This is a genomic window from Campylobacter concisus ATCC 51562 (assembly GCF_000466745.1).
In the GTDB taxonomy this organism is placed as follows: domain Bacteria; phylum Campylobacterota; class Campylobacteria; order Campylobacterales; family Campylobacteraceae; genus Campylobacter_A; species Campylobacter_A concisus_B.
The window spans coordinates 605,685-625,951 of the sequence record NZ_ANNI01000003.1 but is presented as its reverse complement, the minus strand read 5'-3'; the positions used below and the strand labels follow the sequence as shown (position 1 = coordinate 625,951).

General features: G+C 37.3%; 23 protein-coding genes. 14 read left to right on the top strand and 9 right to left on the bottom strand.

The window, feature by feature from the left end:
- The first annotated feature begins 18 nt into the window (after nt 1-18).
- From trxA to ATCC51562_RS04480, 7 genes are all read left to right on the top strand, one after another.
- Nucleotides 19-333, top strand: a complete 315-nt coding sequence (trxA, locus tag ATCC51562_RS04510; RefSeq protein WP_012001054.1) for a thioredoxin — start codon at nt 19-21, stop codon at nt 331-333.
- Nucleotides 333-779, top strand: coding sequence for a hypothetical protein (locus ATCC51562_RS04505; protein ID WP_021090824.1), 447 nt, complete (start codon nt 333-335; stop codon nt 777-779). The genes trxA and ATCC51562_RS04505 overlap by 1 nt, the downstream gene beginning before the upstream one ends.
- Nucleotides 780-788: 9 nt before the next feature.
- Complete coding sequence (locus tag ATCC51562_RS04500) at nt 789-1,727, top strand: NAD(P)/FAD-dependent oxidoreductase (protein ID WP_021090494.1); 939 nt, start codon at nt 789-791, stop codon at nt 1,725-1,727.
- 146 nt (nt 1,728-1,873) lie between these two features.
- The gene (gene dapB / locus ATCC51562_RS04495) at nt 1,874-2,644 is read left to right on the top strand and encodes a 4-hydroxy-tetrahydrodipicolinate reductase (protein ID WP_021090754.1); all 771 of its coding nucleotides are present in this window, start codon (nt 1,874-1,876) and stop codon (nt 2,642-2,644) included.
- Complete coding sequence (locus tag ATCC51562_RS04490) at nt 2,637-2,945, top strand: DUF2314 domain-containing protein (protein WP_021090536.1); 309 nt, start codon at nt 2,637-2,639, stop codon at nt 2,943-2,945. Before dapB ends, ATCC51562_RS04490 begins: the two co-directional genes overlap by 8 nt.
- Before the next feature lie 9 nt (nt 2,946-2,954).
- The gene (purF, locus tag ATCC51562_RS04485) at nt 2,955-4,292 is read left to right on the top strand and encodes an amidophosphoribosyltransferase (RefSeq protein ID WP_021090921.1); all 1,338 of its coding nucleotides are present in this window, start codon (nt 2,955-2,957) and stop codon (nt 4,290-4,292) included.
- Nucleotides 4,289-4,951, top strand: a complete 663-nt coding sequence (locus tag ATCC51562_RS04480; RefSeq protein WP_021090688.1) for a hypothetical protein — start codon at nt 4,289-4,291, stop codon at nt 4,949-4,951. The genes purF and ATCC51562_RS04480 overlap by 4 nt, the downstream gene beginning before the upstream one ends.
- 121 nt (nt 4,952-5,072) lie before the next feature.
- Here the strand turns inward: ATCC51562_RS04480 and ATCC51562_RS04475 are convergent, their stop codons facing one another.
- The 8 genes from ATCC51562_RS04475 to ATCC51562_RS04440 form a co-directional block, all read right to left on the bottom strand.
- On the bottom strand, nt 5,073-5,624 hold the full coding sequence (locus ATCC51562_RS04475) for a DUF2393 family protein (RefSeq protein WP_021090969.1): 552 nt from the start codon (nt 5,622-5,624) through the stop codon (nt 5,073-5,075).
- The gene (locus tag ATCC51562_RS04470; protein ID WP_021090573.1) at nt 5,624-6,154 is read right to left on the bottom strand and encodes a DUF2393 family protein; all 531 of its coding nucleotides are present in this window, start codon (nt 6,152-6,154) and stop codon (nt 5,624-5,626) included. Before ATCC51562_RS04470 ends, ATCC51562_RS04475 begins: the two co-directional genes overlap by 1 nt.
- Nucleotides 6,144-6,878, bottom strand: a complete 735-nt coding sequence (hisIE, locus tag ATCC51562_RS04465) for a bifunctional phosphoribosyl-AMP cyclohydrolase/phosphoribosyl-ATP diphosphatase HisIE (RefSeq protein ID WP_021091053.1) — start codon at nt 6,876-6,878, stop codon at nt 6,144-6,146. The genes ATCC51562_RS04470 and hisIE overlap by 11 nt, the downstream gene beginning before the upstream one ends.
- 2 nt (nt 6,879-6,880) lie before the next feature.
- Nucleotides 6,881-7,999 carry a prohibitin family protein gene (locus tag ATCC51562_RS04460; protein ID WP_021090685.1) on the bottom strand — a complete coding sequence of 373 codons (1,119 nt, stop codon included), beginning with the start codon at nt 7,997-7,999 and terminating at the stop codon, nt 6,881-6,883.
- Between the two features lie 17 nt (nt 8,000-8,016).
- Nucleotides 8,017-8,931, bottom strand: coding sequence for a branched-chain amino acid transaminase (locus ATCC51562_RS04455; protein WP_021090882.1), 915 nt, complete (start codon nt 8,929-8,931; stop codon nt 8,017-8,019).
- 104 nt (nt 8,932-9,035) lie between these two features.
- Entirely contained in the window at nt 9,036-9,677 is a 642-nt protein-coding gene (locus tag ATCC51562_RS04450) for a thiol:disulfide interchange protein DsbA/DsbL (RefSeq protein ID WP_021090528.1), read from the bottom strand.
- Nucleotides 9,678-9,686: 9 nt separating this feature from the next.
- Nucleotides 9,687-10,184: a thioredoxin-dependent thiol peroxidase gene (gene bcp, locus ATCC51562_RS04445; RefSeq protein WP_021090487.1), complete on the bottom strand. Its 498-nt coding sequence runs from the start codon at nt 10,182-10,184 to the stop codon at nt 9,687-9,689.
- A complete protein-coding gene (locus ATCC51562_RS04440; RefSeq protein WP_021090801.1) occupies nt 10,181-10,384 on the bottom strand; it encodes a tautomerase family protein in 204 nt (67 codons plus the stop codon). The genes bcp and ATCC51562_RS04440 overlap by 4 nt, the downstream gene beginning before the upstream one ends.
- Before the next feature lie 116 nt (nt 10,385-10,500).
- Between ATCC51562_RS04440 and ATCC51562_RS04435 the strand changes: the two genes are divergently transcribed.
- A complete protein-coding gene (locus ATCC51562_RS04435) occupies nt 10,501-10,905 on the top strand; it encodes a hypothetical protein (RefSeq protein ID WP_021090899.1) in 405 nt (134 codons plus the stop codon).
- Here ATCC51562_RS04435 and ATCC51562_RS04430 read toward each other — a convergent pair.
- Entirely contained in the window at nt 10,902-14,210 is a 3,309-nt protein-coding gene (locus tag ATCC51562_RS04430) for a DUF748 domain-containing protein (protein WP_021090994.1), read from the bottom strand. The genes ATCC51562_RS04435 and ATCC51562_RS04430 overlap by 4 nt on opposite strands.
- A gap of 172 nt (nt 14,211-14,382) precedes the next feature.
- On the opposite strand from ATCC51562_RS04430, the gene ATCC51562_RS04425 reads away from it, so the two are divergent.
- Genes ATCC51562_RS04425 through ATCC51562_RS04400 form a run of 6 tightly spaced genes read left to right on the top strand, consistent with a single transcriptional unit; the run spans nt 14,383 to nt 20,187 of the window.
- Nucleotides 14,383-15,915, top strand: a complete 1,533-nt coding sequence (locus ATCC51562_RS04425) for an ABC transporter substrate-binding protein (RefSeq protein WP_021090959.1) — start codon at nt 14,383-14,385, stop codon at nt 15,913-15,915.
- A gap of 12 nt (nt 15,916-15,927) precedes the next feature.
- A complete protein-coding gene (locus ATCC51562_RS04420; protein ID WP_021090758.1) occupies nt 15,928-16,866 on the top strand; it encodes an ABC transporter permease in 939 nt (312 codons plus the stop codon).
- A complete protein-coding gene (locus ATCC51562_RS04415) occupies nt 16,863-17,663 on the top strand; it encodes an ABC transporter permease (RefSeq protein WP_035167285.1) in 801 nt (266 codons plus the stop codon). Before ATCC51562_RS04420 ends, ATCC51562_RS04415 begins: the two co-directional genes overlap by 4 nt.
- Nucleotides 17,660-18,340, top strand: coding sequence for an ATP-binding cassette domain-containing protein (locus ATCC51562_RS04410; protein WP_021090445.1), 681 nt, complete (start codon nt 17,660-17,662; stop codon nt 18,338-18,340). The genes ATCC51562_RS04415 and ATCC51562_RS04410 overlap by 4 nt, the downstream gene beginning before the upstream one ends.
- Nucleotides 18,337-19,086, top strand: a complete 750-nt coding sequence (locus tag ATCC51562_RS04405; RefSeq protein ID WP_021091046.1) for an ATP-binding cassette domain-containing protein — start codon at nt 18,337-18,339, stop codon at nt 19,084-19,086. The genes ATCC51562_RS04410 and ATCC51562_RS04405 overlap by 4 nt, the downstream gene beginning before the upstream one ends.
- Before the next feature lie 27 nt (nt 19,087-19,113).
- The gene (locus ATCC51562_RS04400; protein WP_021090957.1) at nt 19,114-20,187 is read left to right on the top strand and encodes an epoxyqueuosine reductase QueH; all 1,074 of its coding nucleotides are present in this window, start codon (nt 19,114-19,116) and stop codon (nt 20,185-20,187) included.
- Nucleotides 20,188-20,267 lie beyond the last annotated feature (80 nt).

Sequence of the window (20,267 nt, the reverse complement as noted above, 5' to 3'; positions counted from 1 at the left end):
TAAAAATAAGGAGAAAAAATGGGAAAATACATCGAACTTACAAAAGAAAATTTTGATGTTACAAAAGAAGGCGTTGCTTTAGTAGACTTTTGGGCTCCATGGTGCGGACCTTGCCGTATGCTAGCTCCAGTGATTGAAGAGCTTGCTGAAGACTTTGACGGCAAAGCAAAAATTTGCAAGGTAAACACTGATGAAGTGCAAGATCTTGCAGTTGAGTTTGGCATCAGATCGATCCCAACATTGCTATTTTTCAAAAATGGCGAGCTAGTTGAACAAATGGTCGGTGCACAGTCAAAACAAGCCTTAACTGACAAACTAAATTCGCTTCTTTAATGAGCGAAAAAAGAAGAGGAAGTCTGCTTCCTCTTACATATATATTTGGTTCATTTTTTGGTGCAGCTATGATAGCAACTGCATTTGCGTATAGTAACTATCGTTTTTCACAATATAAATTTGTTGATTTTTCGAAGCTAGTTTTCTACGAAAAAAGCGAAATTTTTACTCCAAAAGAGCCAAAATACACGCTTTTAATCTTTAGCTCAAATCAATCAAAATTAGACGAAATTTTACCAATCAAAAACGAAACAGTTGTGGCAATTGATATCTTTCAAAAAAGATATGAGTCAAACTCAACACTAAAATATATAAGCTCAGATATTAATACTGTCTTGGAGCTAATGCGAAATTTAAGCATTACAAAGCTTCCAAGTAGTGTTGAGATAGTTCATCAAAGGGGCGAAATTTATAAACAAAATTCACCCATAAATGTTTTAGAATAAAGGAAATTTATGCTTGATTTAGCGATCATCGGAGGCGGTCCAGCAGGACTAAGCGCCGGACTTTACGCCACTAGAGGCGGATTAAAAAATGTTGTAATGTTTGAAAAAGGCGAGCCTGGCGGTCAGATCACCTCTAGCTCAGAGATAGAAAACTACCCAGGCCAAAAAGCACCTGGCGAGAGTGGGTTTGACTTTATGAGTACTTGGTGGAAGCAGTGCAGCGCATTTGGACTAGTTCACAAGTGGGCAAATGTCATTGGCGTTAGAAAAAACAGCGACGGCATCTTTGAAATTTTACTTGAAGGTGGCAAAAGCGAGCAGGCAAAGGCTGTCATCGTAGCGACTGGCTCAACCCCAAGACGCGCTGGCTTTAAAGGTGAGGACGAGTTCTTTGGCAAAGGCGTTAGCACATGCGCAACATGCGATGGCTTCTTTTATAAAAACAAAGAAGTGGCTGTTCTTGGTGGTGGTGATACAGCTGTTGAAGAGGCACTTTACCTAGCGAATATCTGCTCAAAAGTCTATCTAATCCATAGGCGTGACGAGTTTAGAGCGGCGCCAACAACCGTTGAAAAAGCTAGAAAAAATGAAAAGATCGAGTTTATAACAAGCGCAACGATAAAAGAGGCGCTTGGCGATAAGATGGGTCTAACAAAGATCGTGCTTGATACTAAAAATGGTGAGCGTGTGCTTGATGTGCCAGGAATTTTTACCTTTGTCGGACTAAATGTAAATAACGAAATTTTAAAAGATGAAAATGGCAAATTTATCTGCGAGATGGTTGATGGTGGACAGGTTAAGACAAACCTTAAGATGCAAACTAGCCTAAAAGGGCTCTTTGTAGCGGGCGACATAAGAGAGGACGCTCCAAAGCAAGTCATCGTAGCTGCAGGTGATGGCGCAGTGGCTGCACTTAGCGCTATGAGCTACATAGAAAGCTTGCATTAATACTAAAATTTAGCCAAATTTTTTGGCTAAATTTCTCTTCTTTTTTCTATTAAAATTTTGATTTTATATACATTTTCAAAGCCTATTTGTAATCTATCTATAATAAATTTTATGTTAAATTTCAACCAAAAATCAAAGGATAAATTTTGGTAAAAATAGGCCTTTATGGTGCTAGTGGAAAGATGGCTCAAAGTATCATTTCTTGTTTAAAAGATGAAAAAGATGCCACTTTAAGCATCGCTTTTAGCCAAAAAAATCAGGTTGAAAATTTAAATAGCGAACTTTTGACAAATGACTTTGCTAAATTTTTTGAAGCATGCGATGTAATAATCGACTTTAGTCAAAAAGAGGCGACCATGGCACTGCTGAACTATGCTAGAACTAATCCAAAACCACTAGTTATCGGTACAACTGGCCTAGATAACGAAGATAAAAACTTACTTCACCTAGCATCTGGAACTATGCCTATTCTTTACGCAACAAATATGAGTTTAGGCGTAGCTGTACTAAACCGCCTTGCAAGGATTGCTTCAAAAACATTAAGAGAATTTGACATAGAGATAGTAGAGCAACACCATAGGCACAAAAAGGACGCTCCAAGCGGCACAGCGATGACTTTAGCTGGCTGTGTGGCGGAGGCAAGGGATCTAAATTTAAAAGATGTTTTAGTAACTGGCAGAGCTGGCATGGTGGGCGCAAGAAGTAAAGACGATATCGCGGTTATGGCACTTCGTGGCGGCGACGTGGTCGGTCGTCACACGGTTGGCTTTTACAATGACGGCGAGTTTATCGAGCTAAATCACACGGCAACTAGTAGAGCGACCTTTTCAAAGGGTGCCATTAAAGCTGCTATCTGGCTAAAAGATCAAAATAGTGGACTATACTCGGTAGATGATAGTTTGGGGCTTGATGATTAAATTTAGTCTTGATGATGTAGAAAACTACAAGCTAGAATTTGGCGATAAATTCTACCTGTCAGAGTGCGAAAATCGTCAAAATTTAAGAGCTGGCGATATAGTAAAGCTTATATTTAGATTTGAAGATGATGAGTTTGCTCAGGTTGAGCGCATGTGGGTGGTTGTTAGCGAGACAAATAACGGCGAATTTACCGGCATTTTAGACAATGAACCATTTACAAAAGGCTGTTTAAATGCTGGCGATGAGATCAAGTTTAACTACAAAAATGTTCTTGAAATTTACAAAGATGATGAAAACTAAAGGAAAAAAATGTGTGCAATAGTTGGTATTATAAATTCTAAAGATGCAGCAAAGACTGCCTATTATGCGTTATTTTCTATGCAGCATCGCGGCCAAGAGGCAAGTGGTATTAGCGTTTGTGATGACGGAGAAATTTCTACTCACAAGGGTAATGGCCTAGTTACAGAGGTCTTTAATGAAGAAATTTTAAGATCACTAAAAGGTGATATGGCGATCGGTCACAACCGCTATGCAACGGCTGGTAGAAACTCCGGTCGTGATGCCCAGCCAATAGCCGCTAACTACTCTTTGGGGCAGATTTCGATAGTCCATAATGGAAATTTGGTAAATAAAGATGAGGTTAGAGATGAGCTTATTAAGGATGGTGCGATATTTCAGACAAATATGGATACTGAAAATATCATCCATCTAATCGCAAGAAACCATAGCGAACACTTGCAGGACCGTATTGTTGCAGCACTTGATAAGATAAAAGGTGCTTATTGTCTGCTTATCCAGTCACGTCATAAAACCTTTGCTATTAGGGATCGCTGGGGCGTTAGGCCACTAAGCCTTGGCAAGCTAAAAGATGGTGGATATATCGTAGCTAGCGAGACTTGCGCTTTTGATCTTGTGGGGGCTAGCTTTATAAGAGATATTAGGCCTGGTGAGATGATAGTTTTTGAACATGGAAAAAGTGAGTTTCAAAGCATTCAAATTTATGAGCCAGATCCTAGAATATGTGCATTTGAATATATCTATTTTGCTCGCCCAGATAGCGTGATAGAAGGTAAAAGTGTCTATGAAGTTAGAAAAAAAATGGGTGAAGTACTAGCTAAGAAGAGCAAAATTAAAGCTGATTTTGTCGTACCTGTACCAGATAGCGGAGTACCAGCAGCGCTCGGATATGCAAACGAGAGCAAGATCCCTTTTGAGCTAGCTATCACCAGAAACCACTATGTGGGTAGAACCTTCATCGAGCCAAGCCAAGAGATGAGAAATTTAAAAGTCAAGCTAAAACTTAACCCGATGTCATCGGTTCTAAAAGGTAAAAGTATCGTTGTTATCGACGATAGTATCGTTCGCGGTACTACTTCAAAAAAGGTGGTTGATCTTTTAAGACATGCGGGTGCTAAAGAGATTCATTTTAGAGTCGCTTGTCCTGAGCTTAAATACCCTGAGCGATATGGTATTGATACACCAAGTTTTGAAGAGTTAATAAGCTCTAAAAAAAGTGCAGAAGAAGTAAGAGAATATATCGGTGCAGATAGCTTAGAATTTTTAAGCATAGACGAACTTAAAGAAAGTATCGGCAATGAGCGAAAATATTCGCTTGTGAGCTTTGATGGTGACTATTTCATAAAGTGAAAAATTTAGCCATTTTTTTGCTTGTTGCGCTATTTTTTAGCGGTTGTTCACAAAAGAATCCAAGCAAAAAAGATGAAATTTCTATTTACGTAAGCTATTATGAGATAAATGGCACAAAACAGCAGCTACAAATAAAAACTGTTCAAAATTTTGTAGAACAAAATGCTAGTGTGCCATTTTTTGGTGTAGTAAATTTTTTAGCAGAAGATAAAATTTTAAATGCTTATTCGCTTGCAAAGGGCACCATAAACGTACTTGAGGTAAATAATAGCTCTATAAATTTAAATAAATCAAGTGATATTCTGGCTTTAAAAAAAGCTAATGAGATAAAATTTTATGAGATAAGGCCTGATGTGCTTGAGAGTGTTAAATTTAGCTCAAAAAATAGTGTTTGCGGTGATTTTTTGTTACAAAAGCCAGTGCATGTAAATGTAGCAACAAACTACTATTTAAGAGATGATAGTTTTTTTGCAAGCATTATAGAAGCAAATTTCTTTTATAAAAAAGGTGCAAAGATCCTAAAAAAGGAGTTTGCTTACAATATAGCCGAGACTAAAATCCTAGAGGAAGCAAAAGAATTTACACGAAAAACAAAGCAACTTTTCTTAAATGACCTACAAAAATTGGGCAGGCTACTTGACATACTTTGTACTTTTTAAATCTTTAATTTAAAAATTCGTGTTTATTGCAGATGCTAAAAAGATAAAATTTACCCTAAAATCAAACTAAGACTTAGCGCTTTATCCTATGAAATTTGTAAAAATTTGCTTTAAATTTGACTTAGTAGCAATTTAGTTTTGTGATATTCATGCCGTTTTTAAAGTAAGGCGGATATGGCATATATACGGTAAATGGTGTGCTTTTTTGCTTTGGTAAATTTTTGGCTACATCAAATTTATATTCAACTGTATTTGGCCTCTCGTCCTTATCTGTGCCAAGAACCCATGAGAAAAATGAAAGCCCACTTGGCTTAAAAAATGCTTCACCACCAAGGTCATTTTTATTTAGCGGTTGGTTGATTAGTTTGACTGTAAGCGTGCAGTTGCTAATTGTAAATTTACCGATGTTTCTCACTTGCCCCTTAAAAACGATACTCTCGTTTCGCAAAATTCGCTCACTTTTTACATTTTCGAGCATGCCTTTTTTTGTATATTTATCAAGTACCAGCATCAAAAAAACAGCAAGTGTAGTTGAGACCAAAATGTTTGTAAAAAATAGTGATAAAAATAACTTTCGCTCAGCTCTAAGTGAAAGAACAAGAAACAAAATAGAAAGTAGAGCAATCGCAAAAAGAACGATAATATGAACGATCGTAAAATATGCTGAGCTCATCAAAAACACTCCACTTTTTTAGAGATATTGTAGTCTATAAATGCGAAATCATTGACAAATTCTTTAACTTCAATGCTTTGTTTTGGCAAAAATTCCTCGTTTAAGATGATTCTTTTTCTAGCAAATGGATTAAGCGAGTTAAAAAAATCTTTCGTATTTTGTCTCGAGCTTAGATAGAAGTCAAGCTCGATTTTACAGATACTAAGTGCATTATTTGAATTATTTGTAATATTAAAATCAACCATTAACGCATCGACATATTGAAGCTGCTTGGTGGTTATTTTACTTATGCTAACTGGCCTTAAATTTTCATTTATATATTTGTTCGCGTAGTAATTACCTACAAAAAGTCCGCAAAAAGCAGCTAGAATAAATAAAAATCCTATCTGCCACCACGACTTTATCGCGATAAAAATTCCTAAAAGTACAATTAGTATAAATGCTAAAAATATCCAGCCATAGGTTAAAAAATCAATGAGCTTTGCATTTTGCAATACAAAAAGCAAGTTGTGCTTAATGCTATTTAACATCTCGCGATCTTTTCTCTTCAATGCCGCTTATGCCAAAACGCCTTGCAAGTTCGTTTTTTACAGCATCTGGATGGATATTATGGGCCGAAAGTGCTACAAGTGCATGAAAGCAAAGATCGGCTGCTTCGTAGATCAGATCATTTTTTGCTTTTTGCTCATTTTGCTTTGAGTTTTCTGCGAAACTAAGATCCTTTGCAGCCATTATAAATTCGCCAGCCTCTTCGCCAACTTTCTTTAAAATTTGATTTTCGCCTTTTTTAAAAAGACTTGCCACATAAGAAGTCTCAGGGTTAGCATTTAGCTTCCTATCTTCTATCACATGGTAAAGCTCATCAAGCACACCATAATTTATTTTTTTGACTTCAGTTTTTGTATCTAAAATTTTGCCATCATGCAAATTTATTTCATTAAAAAAGCATGACCTTGCTCCAGTGTGACAAGCAGCGCCTCCGTTTTGAATCACTTTTAAAAGCAAAGTATCGTTATCGCAGTCTAAAAAAGCAGCCTTTATCTCCTGAGTGTTGCCACTTTCTTCACCTTTTTTCCAAATTCTATTTTTGGTGCGTGAAAAGTAGTGAGCGTAACGGCTAGATAGACTTAAATTTAATGCTTCTTCGTTCATGTAAGCAAGCATTAAAACTTCATTTGTGGCATGGTCGCAAACCACTACTGGAAGCAATCCACCAACCTTTTGCCAGTCTATACTTTTTGTTACGCTATTCATTTTTATCTCTCGCTTACTGAGCTAGCTCTTGCTTTATCTTTTGCATCTAGCCAGATATTTGGCACAGCCCCACCAGGTGTTAAGAAAATTTTAGCATCTTTGTTTTCTTTTAGAGCCTCGTTAAATTTGTTTTGCGTCTCGATCTGCTTTAAATTTAGTAAATTTTGATCGACACTTTTTGCAACCTCTTTATTTGCATACGCAGTTGCGTCAGCCTCGATTTTAATGGCATCAGCCTTACCTTTTGCTTCAATGATTGCAGCTTTAGCGGTACCTTCAGCAAGTGCGGCTTGCTTTAAGGCTTCTTGATTTGCTCTTTCTACTTCGTATTTTGTTCTCTCAGCCTCTTGTTTAGCGATTTGGACGCGCTCGATCTGCTCTTTTACCTTTGAAGGCAAGATGATCTCACGAAGTTGCACTGTTAAAAGCTCAACTGGCTTATTTGGCTGAGAGTCGATGTCTTTTCTTATGCCATCATCGATTTGTCTTGCTAGATCGTTTCTCTTTGTTGGAAGCTCCTCTGCTGTATATTTACCAGCGATACTGCGAACTACGTCACGAACGACAGGATCAACTATCTTGCTCTCCCAGCTAAGACCCCAAGAGGCAATAGTTTGAGGGGCATTTTCTGGATTTAAACGGTATTGCACAGTAATATCAATGCTAACTGGCAAATTTCTAGCATCAAGCACTGAAATAGAATTTTTACGTAAAATTCCAGCGCCAACGCCTTGATATGATTTTTGCATTGATTCGCCCATATCCTCGCCAGAAGTATAGTTTATGATCCTAACTCTGGTGTCCACGATGATGATATCTTGGATAAAAGGTAAAAAGAAGTGAAAGCCTGGTTGCAAAGGATTTGGCTCGTATTTACCTGCTGTAGACTTTATGCCAACTTCGCCTGAGTGAATCACTTTAAATGGCTGAGTAATAGCAAAAATAGCAATAATTGCAATTACAATGTAGGCAAGTGCTCCAAATTTACCAAAACCACTTGGTAGATTTGGCATTTTAAAGTCCTTTTTGAAAGGCGGCTCTTTGTCGCTATTTTGACTAGAGCCTCTGTTGTCATTACCTGGCTTTTTTTTATTGAAATAATCGTTTAAATCAGCGGGCATTTCGTTCCTTTAAATTTTTAAATATATGTTAAAAATGATTCATATTTTTTATTTAGTCCATAAACTACGTCAAAATAAGCTTTTTGTAGTCTCTTTGTCACTTCTCCTCTGGCTCCATTGCCGATAATGCGGTTATCTATGCTATTTATCGGTGTTACTTCAGCTGCTGTTCCTGTGAAAAATGCCTCGTCAGCTGTGTAAGCCTGATCTCTTGTGATGCGCTCTCTTCTTACTTCGATGTCAAGATCGTGAGCAAGTCTTATGACTGTATCTTGAGTGATACTAAGTAGGCTGTTGTCGTTTGGCGGAGTGATTAAAACGCCATTTTCAACGATAAAGAAGCACTCGCCTGGACCCTCAGCCACAAAGCCTTCGCTATCAAGAAGTAGCGCCTCGTCGTATCCAGCCTCTTTTGCCTCGTAGTTTGCCATTTGTGAGCTTAGGTAGTTTGAGCTAGCTTTTGCTCTATTCATTTGGGCAGCAGGTGCAAGTTTGGCAAAGCTTGAAATTTTAACTCTGATACCTTTTTCTAGGCCTTCATCGCCAAGATAAGCACCCCATTCCCATGAGGCGATAGCGGTTTGCACTGGTGCTTTTGTGTGAGCTACGCCCATTACGCCGTATCCTAAAAATATAAGTGGGCGGATATAAACATTGCCGTCATATTTGTTTGCGCGAAGAAGCTCTATTTGCGCTTTTTCAAGCTCTTCCTCAGTGTAAGGTACATTTAAAACGGTCATTTTTGCTGATCTTAAAAGCCTTTTTGTGTGATCTTGGAGTCTAAAAATAGCTAGACCTTTTTTTGTTTTATAAGCTCTTGTGCCCTCAAATACGGCATTAGCGTAGTGCAAAGAGTGAGTTAGAACGTGTACTTTTGCATCGTCCCATTTAACTAATTTTCCATCCATCCAGATAAATTCTGAAGCATTCATTGTTAAACCTTTCTTTTTTCTTAGAAATTTTGGTCTGAGTTTATCTAAAATTGCTTTAAATTTACATTTCTAAGACCAAAATTTGCAGATATTACCCGCCAAAACTACTTATCTAAAAGCTCTTGTATGATCTTTGCCATCTCATCGATTGATGAAGCTGCGCTTAAGTTTATTAAGTATTTGCCGCTTACTACAAAAGCTGGCACACCGCTGATACTTGCCACATCATAAGAGGCGAACCATGCGTCTAAAAGCTCTTTTGCTCTTTCGCTATTTAGTGCTTTTTCGTAGTCGTCCTTGCTCACGTGAGCTGCTTTAAGGGCTAAATTTATAAATTTCTCTTTGTCTTTACCATCACTAAAATCATCTTTTTCATCATGTCTTGCTTTATAGATCGCAAATTTTGCTTGCTTAAATTTTGACTCATCGCTTAGTAGATCAGTGCCATTTGCCTCATCTATCGATATAAGAGCGGCAAAAATTTTACTCGCGGTCTCGCCAAGTTTGCCTTTTGTGCTTAGATGATATGGGATAAATTTCACATCTTCAAGCTTTGACATCAGCTTTTTTGTAATAGTCCGGTCAAATTTATAGCAGTGCGGGCAGTCATAGCTAAAGACCTTAACGACCGAGTTTTTAGGCACATTAAGCGGCTTTGCTAAAGTTTGATACTCCACGCCTTCAGTCAGTGCTGATAAATTTAGCGCAAAAAACGTACTTAAAATTAGCATTTTTATAAGCTTCATCTTTGCTCCTTATTTTGCTAGATCAGCTAGTACTTTTGCGGCGTGATCTTTGGCTTTTACGCTTTTATAAATTTTAACTATCTTGCCGTCTTTGCCGATCACAAAGGTGCTTCTAACGATGCCAAGATACTCTTTGCCATAGTTTTTCTTGACTTGCCAAACGCCATAAAGCTTTGAAATTTCTTTATCCTCATCACTTAATAGAATGTGCTTTAAATTTTGCTTTGCGATAAAGCCAACATGAGACTTCACACTATCTGGGCTAACGCCGATTATAACTGTGTCATTTTTGATAAACTGATTGTAGTTTGCGCTAAATTCGCAAGCCTCAGTTGTGCAGCCTGGAGTGTTATCTTTTGGATAGAAGTAAAGCACCACATTTTTACCCACAAAGTCCTTTAGTGCGACCTTTACGCCGTCTTGATTTAGCGCTTCAAACTCTGGTGCTTTATCACCAACTTCAAGCGTTATTTTTCGTTCAATATCTGCTTTGCTAAATTCACTCATTTTATCCCCTTTCTCTTATCTTCTACGCTCTCGCCGCCTACGCCGATGTTGCTAGCATCGTGAGTTTCTATGAAAATCATCACCGCCTCTTTTTTCTTGCCAAGTACTCTTACAAGCGTCTCAGTCACCTCTTTAAAAACTTGATCTTTTTGCTCTTTTGTCGGCTCTGGGCCTGCTATTTTGATATTAACATAAGGCATTTTTACTCCTTTTTTAAGATATAAAATATTAGCCAAAATGAGTGAAATTTCAGATTAAAGCCTTTATTTAAGAATTTGGCATTAAAATACAAAAACTTGTTACATAGGAGCGAAAAATGGACTACAACAAACATAACAAAGGCTTTGTTTGCTTTATGTATAGCTTTGGACGAAGCAGGGCAGTTTATGCTGTTTTGATGTTTTTAGTCATATTTTTGCTTGGTTTTTTGACATTTGGCTCAAGTGCTCAAGCTGATATTTTAAATTTACAAATAGCCCTTGGTGTCATGCTTTGCGGGCTTTTACTCATCCTTGTAAATCCAAAAATTTTTATCATTAAGCTAATTGGCTATTTAATTTCACTTGCTGGCGTTATGATCGCTCTTCACAATGCAAATTTACTAGGCGAAGGCTTTAGCTTATATTTTTACGCAAGCCTAGTCTTTGGTGCATTTATGATGCTCATGCTTCTTAGCTGGTTTGTTTACAACGCAAGAAGCAGCGAGATAAATGAAATTTAGTTCGCCACTCCCATAATCACGCTTGTGTAGGTGTTTTGCTTAGGCTCTGAGCTTGTTGCATCATTTACATTTATGCGACCAGTCTCAAGCCCAGCCTTTATGAGTGCTTCTTTTACTGCATTTGCACGCTCATTTGCTAGCTCAACTAGCTTTTCCTTATCCACTTCGATAGCTTTTATTGCCTCTTCTCTTAAGGCTTTATCGCTTTTATCTTTAGTGTTTGGAACGAGAGAATTTAGCACGGTAATATAATCTTTGCCGCTTGAGGCGATTATTTGATTTATCTTTTGATCAAGCTTTTTTTCTTTAAAGTAGAGCACATCTATTTCAGAGTAAGTAGGCGTGATGCTAAGTTTCATCATAGGCTTTGCACTGGTTAATTTTATAAAATCAGCTATTTTTGGTGCTTCTGAGCTTATTAGCTCGCTACTTCCAGCAAGAAAATCAATAGAGCTTAGATCCTTGCTGCCAAGCCCTAGAGCATTACCTAAAAATCTAAACGGAGCTAATGTAATGTCTGCAAAGAGTTTTTTAACAGCAGCCCAAATGACACCGCCATATTTAAAGTCAGGATCGTCTAAATTTCCTTCAACTGGAAGGTCGATATTTATTTGATTATTTTGATCACTTAATATCGATATAGCAAGCGAAAGTGGTAAATTTACAGCATCTTTTGAATCAACCTTTTCTCCAAGTGTGAGTGTGTCAAAATTTATAAGATTTGAACCATTTAGTTTTGAATCAACAACACTATAATTTAGATTTAAATTTAACTTACCTTTTTTTATTTTATAACCCAAAAATTGCCCGCTATATGGTGTTATATCGATTAGATCGATGTCTTTAAAATCAAGCTTAATGTCGGTATTTTGCTTTAACTCAAAAGGAAATAATTTTGCTGTAATCTGAGAAAAACCGTTTTTACCAACTGTGCCTTTAAACTCGCCAGAACTTGGACGTTTTTTATCGATGTCAGTTAGCTTGCCATTTAGATTTGAAATTTTTGTAGCAAATGGCATAAATAGTGACGCATCTGAAAAATCAACCTCGCCGTTGTTAAGTGAGAAATTTTTAATACTAAAATTTAGCTCGTCATCTTTTTTACTAGCTGCCTTTTTGCTCTCAGTTTTTTGCTCATTTTGGACTTTATTTTTATCTTCTTTTACAATTTTGCTTAGATTAAATTCGCGCTCTTTACTTAGATGAGCCTTGATAAATGGCGAATTTAAAGCAACTCCAGTAATTTCAAGATTATTTTTAAAAAGTGAAATTTTATCTACATCTAAACTTTTAAACGCGATTAGCTTTTCTTTATTTTTATCATCTAATCTAATATCTTTTACGCTAAGCTTTGCATCTGCTTTTATATCTTTTGCATAGTGAAGTTCGGCGTTTGCGCTCATCTCTCCACTTGAAAGATCTGCCTCTAAAAATGGCTTTGCGTAGGCAAAATATTTTGGCAAATTTTTATCTTCAAGTTTGATTTTAGCAGTTATATTAATTGGTTCAAGTTTGATCTTTGAGGTTAGATCTAAATTTAGCTTTTGCGAGCTTTTCATATCCACTTTTGCGTCAAATGGTTTACTAAAATTGCTACTTAAATTTGCTATTTTTACAAATAAATTATCAAATTTATGAGTGATCTTCTCGCTCTCAAAAAGGTGTGTCAAAGCGATATTGGCGTTATTTACATTGATATTTTTTATATCAAATTTAAACTCACTCTCTTTGCTTTTTGAAGCTGATGTATTCTCCTTTTTGGTTTTAGTGCGATGATTGGCTGTTTTTACTGGCCCATGCTCACCAAGTCCAAGCTGGTTTATCGCACTTAAGCCACCGTCATTTAACTCCGAGTTAAATTTTGGTCTATTTATATCGATATTCTCGGCATTCAAAGCCATATTTAAAATATCAAATTTGATCGTTTTTGTCAGCACATCAGCGATATCTAAAATTTCTTTATTTTTTGCCTTTAAATTTATGCCATTTATACTAAGCTCATCAAGAGTTGCAAGGCTTTTATTGGTATCTTGAGTGAAGCTAATGTTTGAGATTTTAGTCCCTGCCACATTTGCATTCGCATTTTTACTAAGCGGGGCATTGATACCTTCAAACGCTATTTTTTCAAGCGTTAGAGCTGTTTTGTTATTTGCTAAATTTGCATTTAAATTTGAGGCATTTATATCTTTTAGATTTACTAAATTTTTACTGGTTTCATCTATTTTTAGGGTATTTGCATTTATGCTATTTAGCGTAGCTGTCGCATTTAGCTCACCTTTTTCATTTAAATTTGCTAAAAGCAAAATATCGTTTAAATTTAGTGATTTTAAGCTTGCTGTTATTGCATTTTTAAATGACACATCGCTTAAATTTATGGCATTTAGCTCTAATTTAGCATCTATCTTGTCTGCTATTTTACTCAATAGATCAAATTTTGGAAGCTCTAGCTCACCAAGGCTTAGTTCGTTTTTGCCCTCATCTATGCTTAGCGATTTTACATTTAAAAAGCTGTCTTTTAAATTTATATTTGTAGCGTTCTCGTCGGCAATTAAAGCGTAATTTATTCCTAAATTTATGACCGCATTTTTAAGATTTAGTGTGTCTTTATCGATAAAGCTAATCGCGACTGGATCGATACTAAAATCCTTTATGCTGATATTGCCCTCGATTTTTAGGGGATTTAGCTTGATATCGCCATTTAGATCGATCTTGTGAGCTAGAGTCGAATTTGAGTCAAAGATATGGCTGCCTGCACTATTTTTCTTCGTATTTAGCGAGCTTAGCTCGTAGTTTATATCGTCAAAATTTACGTTAAATGGATTTGTGAGATTTTGATCGCTATATGAAAATGAGCCTTTGATTATTTTTGCGTTATTTAGGGCAAAATTTATAGAGCTAGTGCTGTTATCTTCGGTAGTTGCGTTATCATCTCTTACAAAATTGCTAAAGTTAAATTTTGAATTTTTATCTCGTAAAATTTTGACATTTGGCTCTTGAAGCCTAAAAATATCAACTTCAACTAATTTTTTAAAGATAGAAAATGGCTTTAGCTTGATGTCGATTTGCTTTGTGCTAAAAAGTGGCGAAGTAGTGTTTAGCTCAGCATTTGTCGCATTTAGCTCGAAGGTAAAAGGATTAAATTTAGCGTCTGCCACAAAAAGTGTTGCATTGTAGTCTTTTAGATATTTTGGAGCGATATTTTTAATACCATAAGGTACTCCAAAAAATCCAAGAAGCGTGTAAATAAGCAAAAGTGAAACTACGCAGATGGCTGAAATAAGTGCTGTTTTTTTATTTTTATTCATTATAAAATTTGCCTTGTTGTTATCTAAAATAGGGAGAGATTTTACTTCAAAAAAGGTTAAAAGATAGTTAGAAATTTAAAACTTCTATACTATAAATTTACATTTAGCTTAATAACACTTTTATACGATTCGTATTACTATGCAGAAATATTTTTAAACAAAGGGGATTGTGATGAAGAAAATTTTGCTTGTCTTTTTTTTGTTGTTTGGCACTCTTTCTTATGCAAAAGAAAATGCTGTTGTAGTCGCTATCGAGGAGCAAACACCTCGTATAAATCCACTTTATGACGAGGATCACGATCCTACTCTTTCACTTGTTTTTTCAGGCCTTACTAGCCACGATGAAAATAGCAACGTCGTGCCAGAGCTTGCGAAGTCTTGGCAGGTGAGCGATGACGGGCTGGAGTATGTTTTTGAGCTAAGAGATGATGCCTTTTGGCATGATGGGGTAAAATTTAGCGCAAAAGATGTTAAATTTACCATCGAAGCGGCTCAAGATAAGAAGCTAAACGCGCCTGCTATCTCAAATTATGAAGTCGTAAAAAGCGTTGAAATTTTAGGGGATTATAAAGTAAAGATTACGCTTAATGAGCCGTTTCCGCCATTTCTTGACGCGCTTAGCTTTGGCGTTTTGCCTGAGCACATTTTAAAAGGCAAAGATATCTCAACCGATAAATTTAACGAGGCTCCAGTAGGAACTGGCGCATACAAGCTAGTAAAATGGAAAAAAGATGAGAGCCTGGAATTTGTGGCAAATGAGAAATTTTACAAGGGTGAGCCAAAGATAAAAAGGGTATTTTTTAAAATTGTTGGTGATGAAAATTTAAGGCTCGTTGGGCTTAAAAGTGGTGAGATCGACGTCGCACTCATCTCTCCAACTGGTGTAAATTTCATAAAAGATGATAAAAAGCTTAGCCTACTTAAGTTTAAAAGTGCGGACTATAGAGCTTTGATGTTTAACTTTAATGATCCTCTTTTTCAAGATAAAAATGTAAGAATCGCCCTAAACTACGCGGTAAATAAAGATGAGATAGTTAAAAATTTATTTCACGGATATGCGAGCGTAGCGAATAATCCGATAGAAAAAAGCTTTGCAAATGACGGTGAGTTTAAATTTAGCTACGATCCGCAAAAGGCTAGGGAGCTGCTTGAAAAGAGCGGCTTTAAGAAAAATAAGGCTGGCTTTTTTGAAAAGGACGGCAAGGAGCTTGGCTTTGATATCTATGCCTTTAATAACGACATCTTAAGGGTCAATCTAGCCAAAATTTTAAGCAGTGAGCTAAATAAATTTGGCGTGAGAGCCAAAGCCTACGCAAAGCCAAGAACAGCCTTTAGTATAAGCGAGGTTGATAGCTTTATCATCGGCTGGGGAAGTCCATTTGATCCAGACTTTCACACATATAGAATTTTTGGCGGATTTGCCGACATCGGTGTCAATGAAAATGGCTGGAATTTTAGCCACTACAAGGATGCAAACGTCGATCTTGCCCTAAAAAACGCAAGATATACAAAGGACGTGGAGCTTAGGAAAAAATACTACAAAGAATTTCTAAAAGCGCTTTTTGAAAATCCACCTTACATTTTTATAGCCTATCTTGACTATCCGCTCGTTTTTAACAATAAAATTTCAGGCATAAAGACGCAAATTTTAGGTCACCATGGGGCTGGATTTTTATGGAATATAAGAGAGTGGCAAGTAAAATAGTGGATAAAAACTTTGTTTAGAGCCATTTTAAAAACAGCGATCTCAAGCCTTGGATTGCTGTTTTTCATCTCATTTTTTCTATTTTTGCTCATATATTTTTTGCCAGGAAACGTCACTGACGCGATGTTTTTGCGAAGTGAAGCGCTAAGCGTGGCTATAAAAGAGCAAATTTTAGAAAATTTGGGGCTAAAAGATGGCTTTTTCGTGCAGTATTTTAGATGGCTAGCTCACTTTGTCACTGGGGACTTTGGTACCAGCTTTGTAAGCGGAGCAAGCGTATCTTTGCTCATTAAAGAGAGGCTCTTAAACTCGCTTATTTTGTTTTTTGCCTCATTTTTTCTGATAGTTTTTTTGTCATTTTTCTTGGGGCTTTTAAGCGCCATTTATAAGAATAAATTTGCCGATATCTTTATAAACTTTAGCTCGTTTTTACTGGCTTCATTGCCGCATTTTTACGTAGCACTCGTGCTAATAGCTATCTTTAGCGTCTATCTAAATGTTCTGCCAAGTTTAGGCGCAAACGAGCTAGGATCTAGCGGAGTAGGAACAAAATTTATCATCTTGCCAACGCTTGCCATCATCTTGCCACACCTTGGCGCAAACGTGAAATTTGTGCGTGACAGGCTAAATCAGAGCCTAAATGCTGATTTTATCCAAACAGCTCACGCTAGAGGCTTGGGGCGCGGCAAAATTTATCTCTTTGCGATAAAGCATGCAAGCACCGATATAGTCTATTATTTTGCAACCCTTGTGGCTGGCGTTTTTGCTGGCTCATATGTCATTGAGAGCATTTTTTCATTTCCGGGCATAGGTAAGCTTAGCCTTGATGCAGTCATCGCCAAAGACTATCCAGTCGCACTTGCGACCATTTTGCTAACGGCTGTTTTTGTCGTTTTTGCAAATTTACTAGCAAAAATTTTCGCTATCTTGGCAGATAAGAGAAATTTATGAGAAAAGTCATATTTTTCCTAGCCTGTTTTGTCTTTTTAGCTCTTGTCATATTTGCCTTTGTGACGTCGTTTTTCTCTAAATTTGAGCCAAATTTCACTGACTTTATGGCGGTAAATTTAGCCCCAAGTAGCGAGCACATCTTTGGCACTGACATCCTAGGCAGGGACAATCTCATAAGAGTGTCCTATGCGCTTAAAAACTCGCTTCTTATCTTGCTGCTAGCTGGCTTTTTAACGACACTTTTTTCGCTCATCTACGCATATTTTGGCACGAGCAAGAGCAAAATTTACGAGAGCCTTTTTGATAAGGGGCTTGATGCCTTTTTAAGTATCCCAAACATCGTTTTTATCATGCTTTTTAGCTCATTTAGTAGCGGAGATCTGCTTATAACCTCTTTTATCATCGCTATTTGCTCGTTTATGCAGGGCGCAAAAGTTTTTATGCAAAATTTAAGACTTAGTAGAAAATGCGACTACGCCGAGCAGGCTGTGATAAATGGCGCTGGTAAATTTAGCCTGATTTGCTTTGAAATTTTGCCAAATTTAAAGCATCTAATAGTTAGCATCTTTGGCATAAACGCGATAAACGCGGTCGTCATGGAGGCTACGCTTGGCTTTTTTGGCGTGGGTAGTGACGCAAATAAAATAAGCCTTGGCATTATGCTAAATGAGAGTAAAGAGGCACTTTTTCTTGGCTCTTGGTGGATGGTGCTTTTCCCTGGCGTGACGCTCTTTTTGCTCATCCTTGCAACCTCGATCATCACGTCAAATTCAAAAAATGGCAATATAAAAATATGATAGAGATTAAAAATTTAAATATTTTTTATAAGGATAAGAAGCTTTTGCGTGAGCTTGATTTTACTATGAGCGAGGGTAAATTTATAGGCATCACAGGCGCTAGTGGCAGTGGCAAATCGCTCTTTGCAAAGAGCCTAATAAGGCTTTTTGATGATGATTTTAGAGTGAGGGCGGATAAATTTAGCATTTATAAAAAAGATATCTTAAAACTTAGCCAGAATGAGCTAAAAGAGTACCGCAGAAAGGTCGCTGCGCTCGTTTTTCAAAACTCTGTTGCCAGCCTTCATCCGCTCTTAAATGTGGGCGATCACTTTAATGCCTATCTTGGCGGCGATAATAAATCAAATAAAGAGCTCGCATTTGCTTATTTTAGGGAGTTTGGGCTAGGTAATGCTAATCTCATCTGGCACAAATACTCATACGAGCTAAGTGGCGGTGAGGCTAGCCGTGTGCAGATCGCTCTTGCACTTTGCCTGAAGCCAAAAATTTTAGTCTGCGACGAGATAACAAGCGGGCTTGATAGCATTAGCGCTAGCCACGTGGCGGGCATCTTAGAGAGCCTAAAAGGCAAGATGAGCGTCATCTTTATCTCGCATGATGAGGCGCTAACGAACTATCTTAGTGATGAAATTTGGCAGATGAGAGATGGGCGACTAAATTTAAAGGAAAATGCGTGAAAATCAGGCTTGAAAACGTCTCAAAAAGTTTAAGTTTTAAGGAGCATTTTAATGCTAGGGCTGAAGTACTGCACCTTTTAGAAGGGATAAATTACGAGCTTGATGATGGCGAAAATTTAGCCATTTTGGGTCAAAGCGGCAGTGGCAAAAGCACACTTGCAAAGCTTATATCATTTAGTGAGCCAAAAAGTGGGGGCAAAATTTACATAAACGATGAGAAGATCACGGATAAAAATGAGCTCAAAAAAGATATCAGATATATCTTGCAAAACCAAAAGCAAGCCCTAAATCCAGCTCTAAAAGTAAAAACCACGATCGCTCACGTGAGGTCATATCTTAAGCTTAGATTTGGCCAAAATGAGCTCAAAGGGCTTTTAGCTAATTTAAATTTAAAAGATGAAATTTTAGAAAAATTCCCATCTCAGCTAAGTGGCGGTGAGGCGACAAGGGTTGGGATACTGCTAGCGCTTCTTTCAAAGCCAAAAATCCTAATCTGCGACGAGATAACAAGCGGACTTGACAATGAGACAAAGCAAAAGATCATAAATTTGCTTTTAAGCTTAGATGAAAAGATCAGCATTATCTTTATCACACATGATATTTTAAGTGCGATGAAGATAGCACAAAAAGTGCTAATAATCGAGGCTGGCAAGCAGGTGGCGTGGGGTAAATTTGATGCTCTTGCAAGCCAAAATGTGCTTAAAAAATACCTCGATGCTGCAAAAATTTATAAAAATAATCTTTGATATAATGCGAGCAAAAAAGGTTAAATTTTGCTAGTTCACATCTGCTGCTCGGTCGATAGCCACTACTTTTTACAGCGCTTACGAAAAGACTTCCCAAATGAACGAATAGTCGGCTATTTTTATGATCCAAACATACATCCATATAGCGAATTTTTACTGCGTTTTGAGGACGTGAAGCGAAGCTGCGAGAAGCTAGGCATCGAGCTAATATGCGGCGAATACGACTATGAGGCGTGGCTTGGTGGCACAAAGGGGCTTGAAGACGAGCCAGAAAAGGGCAAAAGATGCGAATACTGCTTTGATTTTCGTATGAAAGACTCCGCTAAAAAGGCACTTGAACTAGGTCTAGGTAAGATCACGACGACGCTTTTGATGAGCCCAAAAAAGGACTTTTCTCAGCTTAAAAAGGCGCTTGATGAGGCGGTGGCCGACTCAAATTTAGAAGCCGTTGCGGTTGATTATAGAAAAAATGGCGGCACAAGTGAGCAGTTTATCCTCGCTAAAAAAGACAAGCTCTATCATCAAAATTACTGCGGCTGCGTCTTTGCGCTAAAAAAACAACGTGACTCGCAAAATTTACCCCAAAGTGAGCTAATGAGCGAGCTACACGCAAGGGCGCTTTATGGCAGCATTGAGGCTAGACTTGAGCTTTACAAAAAGGTGCGCGAGTGCGAGGCGAGAGGCGAGGAATTTCACCTTTTTAGAAGGCGATTTTTAAACTACAGACTTTTGCGTGCTTATGTAAAATTTGAAGGTCATGTGACACCGAGCTACTTTGTGCTTTACTCTGGTTTTAAAAGAGAAAATTTAAAGCTTAACGTAGAACGTGACTGCGAGATGGACGATGAACTAAAAGAGGGCGCAATCTTTATGAGTATAGAGCGCTTTAATAAATTTACAAATAGCAAATTTAAAAGCGTTGATGAGCTTTGTAAAAGGCCGCTTGAGCTTGACGCTGAGATGAAATTTCGCCGTGATATAAGCGGGGAGTTTTCGCAAAATCCTATCATCATCTTAGACGAGGTCAAAAAGGGCAGCTACGAAATTTACGCAAAGGCTGTTTTTTACAACGACAGCGAAGAAATTTTGGTTTTAGACTAAAAGGTGAGTTTATAAAATTTATCTTAAAGCAGTGAATTAAATTTTTGCCACATAAGGCGAAATTTAGAGATTTTTAAAAG

What these genes read in the sequence shown, in the direction of transcription:
- purF (WP_021090921.1), top strand. Translation starts at nt 2,955, where the DNA reads ATGTGTGCAATAGTTGGTATTATAAATTCTAAAGATGCAGCAAAGACT.
- ATCC51562_RS04415 (WP_035167285.1), top strand. Translation starts at nt 16,863, where the DNA reads ATGAGAAAAGTCATATTTTTCCTAGCCTGTTTTGTCTTTTTAGCTCTT.
- ATCC51562_RS04440 (WP_021090801.1), bottom strand. Translation starts at nt 10,384, where the DNA reads ATGCCTTATGTTAATATCAAAATAGCAGGCCCAGAGCCGACAAAAGAG.
- ATCC51562_RS04450 (WP_021090528.1), bottom strand. Translation starts at nt 9,677, where the DNA reads ATGAAGCTTATAAAAATGCTAATTTTAAGTACGTTTTTTGCGCTAAAT.
- ATCC51562_RS04475 (WP_021090969.1), bottom strand. Translation starts at nt 5,624, where the DNA reads ATGAGCTCAGCATATTTTACGATCGTTCATATTATCGTTCTTTTTGCG.
- ATCC51562_RS04490 (WP_021090536.1), top strand. Translation starts at nt 2,637, where the DNA reads ATGATTAAATTTAGTCTTGATGATGTAGAAAACTACAAGCTAGAATTT.
- ATCC51562_RS04430 (WP_021090994.1), bottom strand. Translation starts at nt 14,210, where the DNA reads ATGAATAAAAATAAAAAAACAGCACTTATTTCAGCCATCTGCGTAGTT.
- ATCC51562_RS04460 (WP_021090685.1), bottom strand. Translation starts at nt 7,999, where the DNA reads ATGCCCGCTGATTTAAACGATTATTTCAATAAAAAAAAGCCAGGTAAT.
- hisIE (WP_021091053.1), bottom strand. Translation starts at nt 6,878, where the DNA reads ATGAATAGCGTAACAAAAAGTATAGACTGGCAAAAGGTTGGTGGATTG.
- trxA (WP_012001054.1), top strand. Translation starts at nt 19, where the DNA reads ATGGGAAAATACATCGAACTTACAAAAGAAAATTTTGATGTTACAAAA.
- ATCC51562_RS04470 (WP_021090573.1), bottom strand. Translation starts at nt 6,154, where the DNA reads ATGTTAAATAGCATTAAGCACAACTTGCTTTTTGTATTGCAAAATGCA.
- ATCC51562_RS04425 (WP_021090959.1), top strand. Translation starts at nt 14,383, where the DNA reads ATGAAGAAAATTTTGCTTGTCTTTTTTTTGTTGTTTGGCACTCTTTCT.
- ATCC51562_RS04500 (WP_021090494.1), top strand. Translation starts at nt 789, where the DNA reads ATGCTTGATTTAGCGATCATCGGAGGCGGTCCAGCAGGACTAAGCGCC.
- ATCC51562_RS04410 (WP_021090445.1), top strand. Translation starts at nt 17,660, where the DNA reads ATGATAGAGATTAAAAATTTAAATATTTTTTATAAGGATAAGAAGCTT.
- ATCC51562_RS04505 (WP_021090824.1), top strand. Translation starts at nt 333, where the DNA reads ATGAGCGAAAAAAGAAGAGGAAGTCTGCTTCCTCTTACATATATATTT.
- bcp (WP_021090487.1), bottom strand. Translation starts at nt 10,184, where the DNA reads ATGAGTGAATTTAGCAAAGCAGATATTGAACGAAAAATAACGCTTGAA.
- ATCC51562_RS04455 (WP_021090882.1), bottom strand. Translation starts at nt 8,931, where the DNA reads ATGAATGCTTCAGAATTTATCTGGATGGATGGAAAATTAGTTAAATGG.
- ATCC51562_RS04435 (WP_021090899.1), top strand. Translation starts at nt 10,501, where the DNA reads ATGGACTACAACAAACATAACAAAGGCTTTGTTTGCTTTATGTATAGC.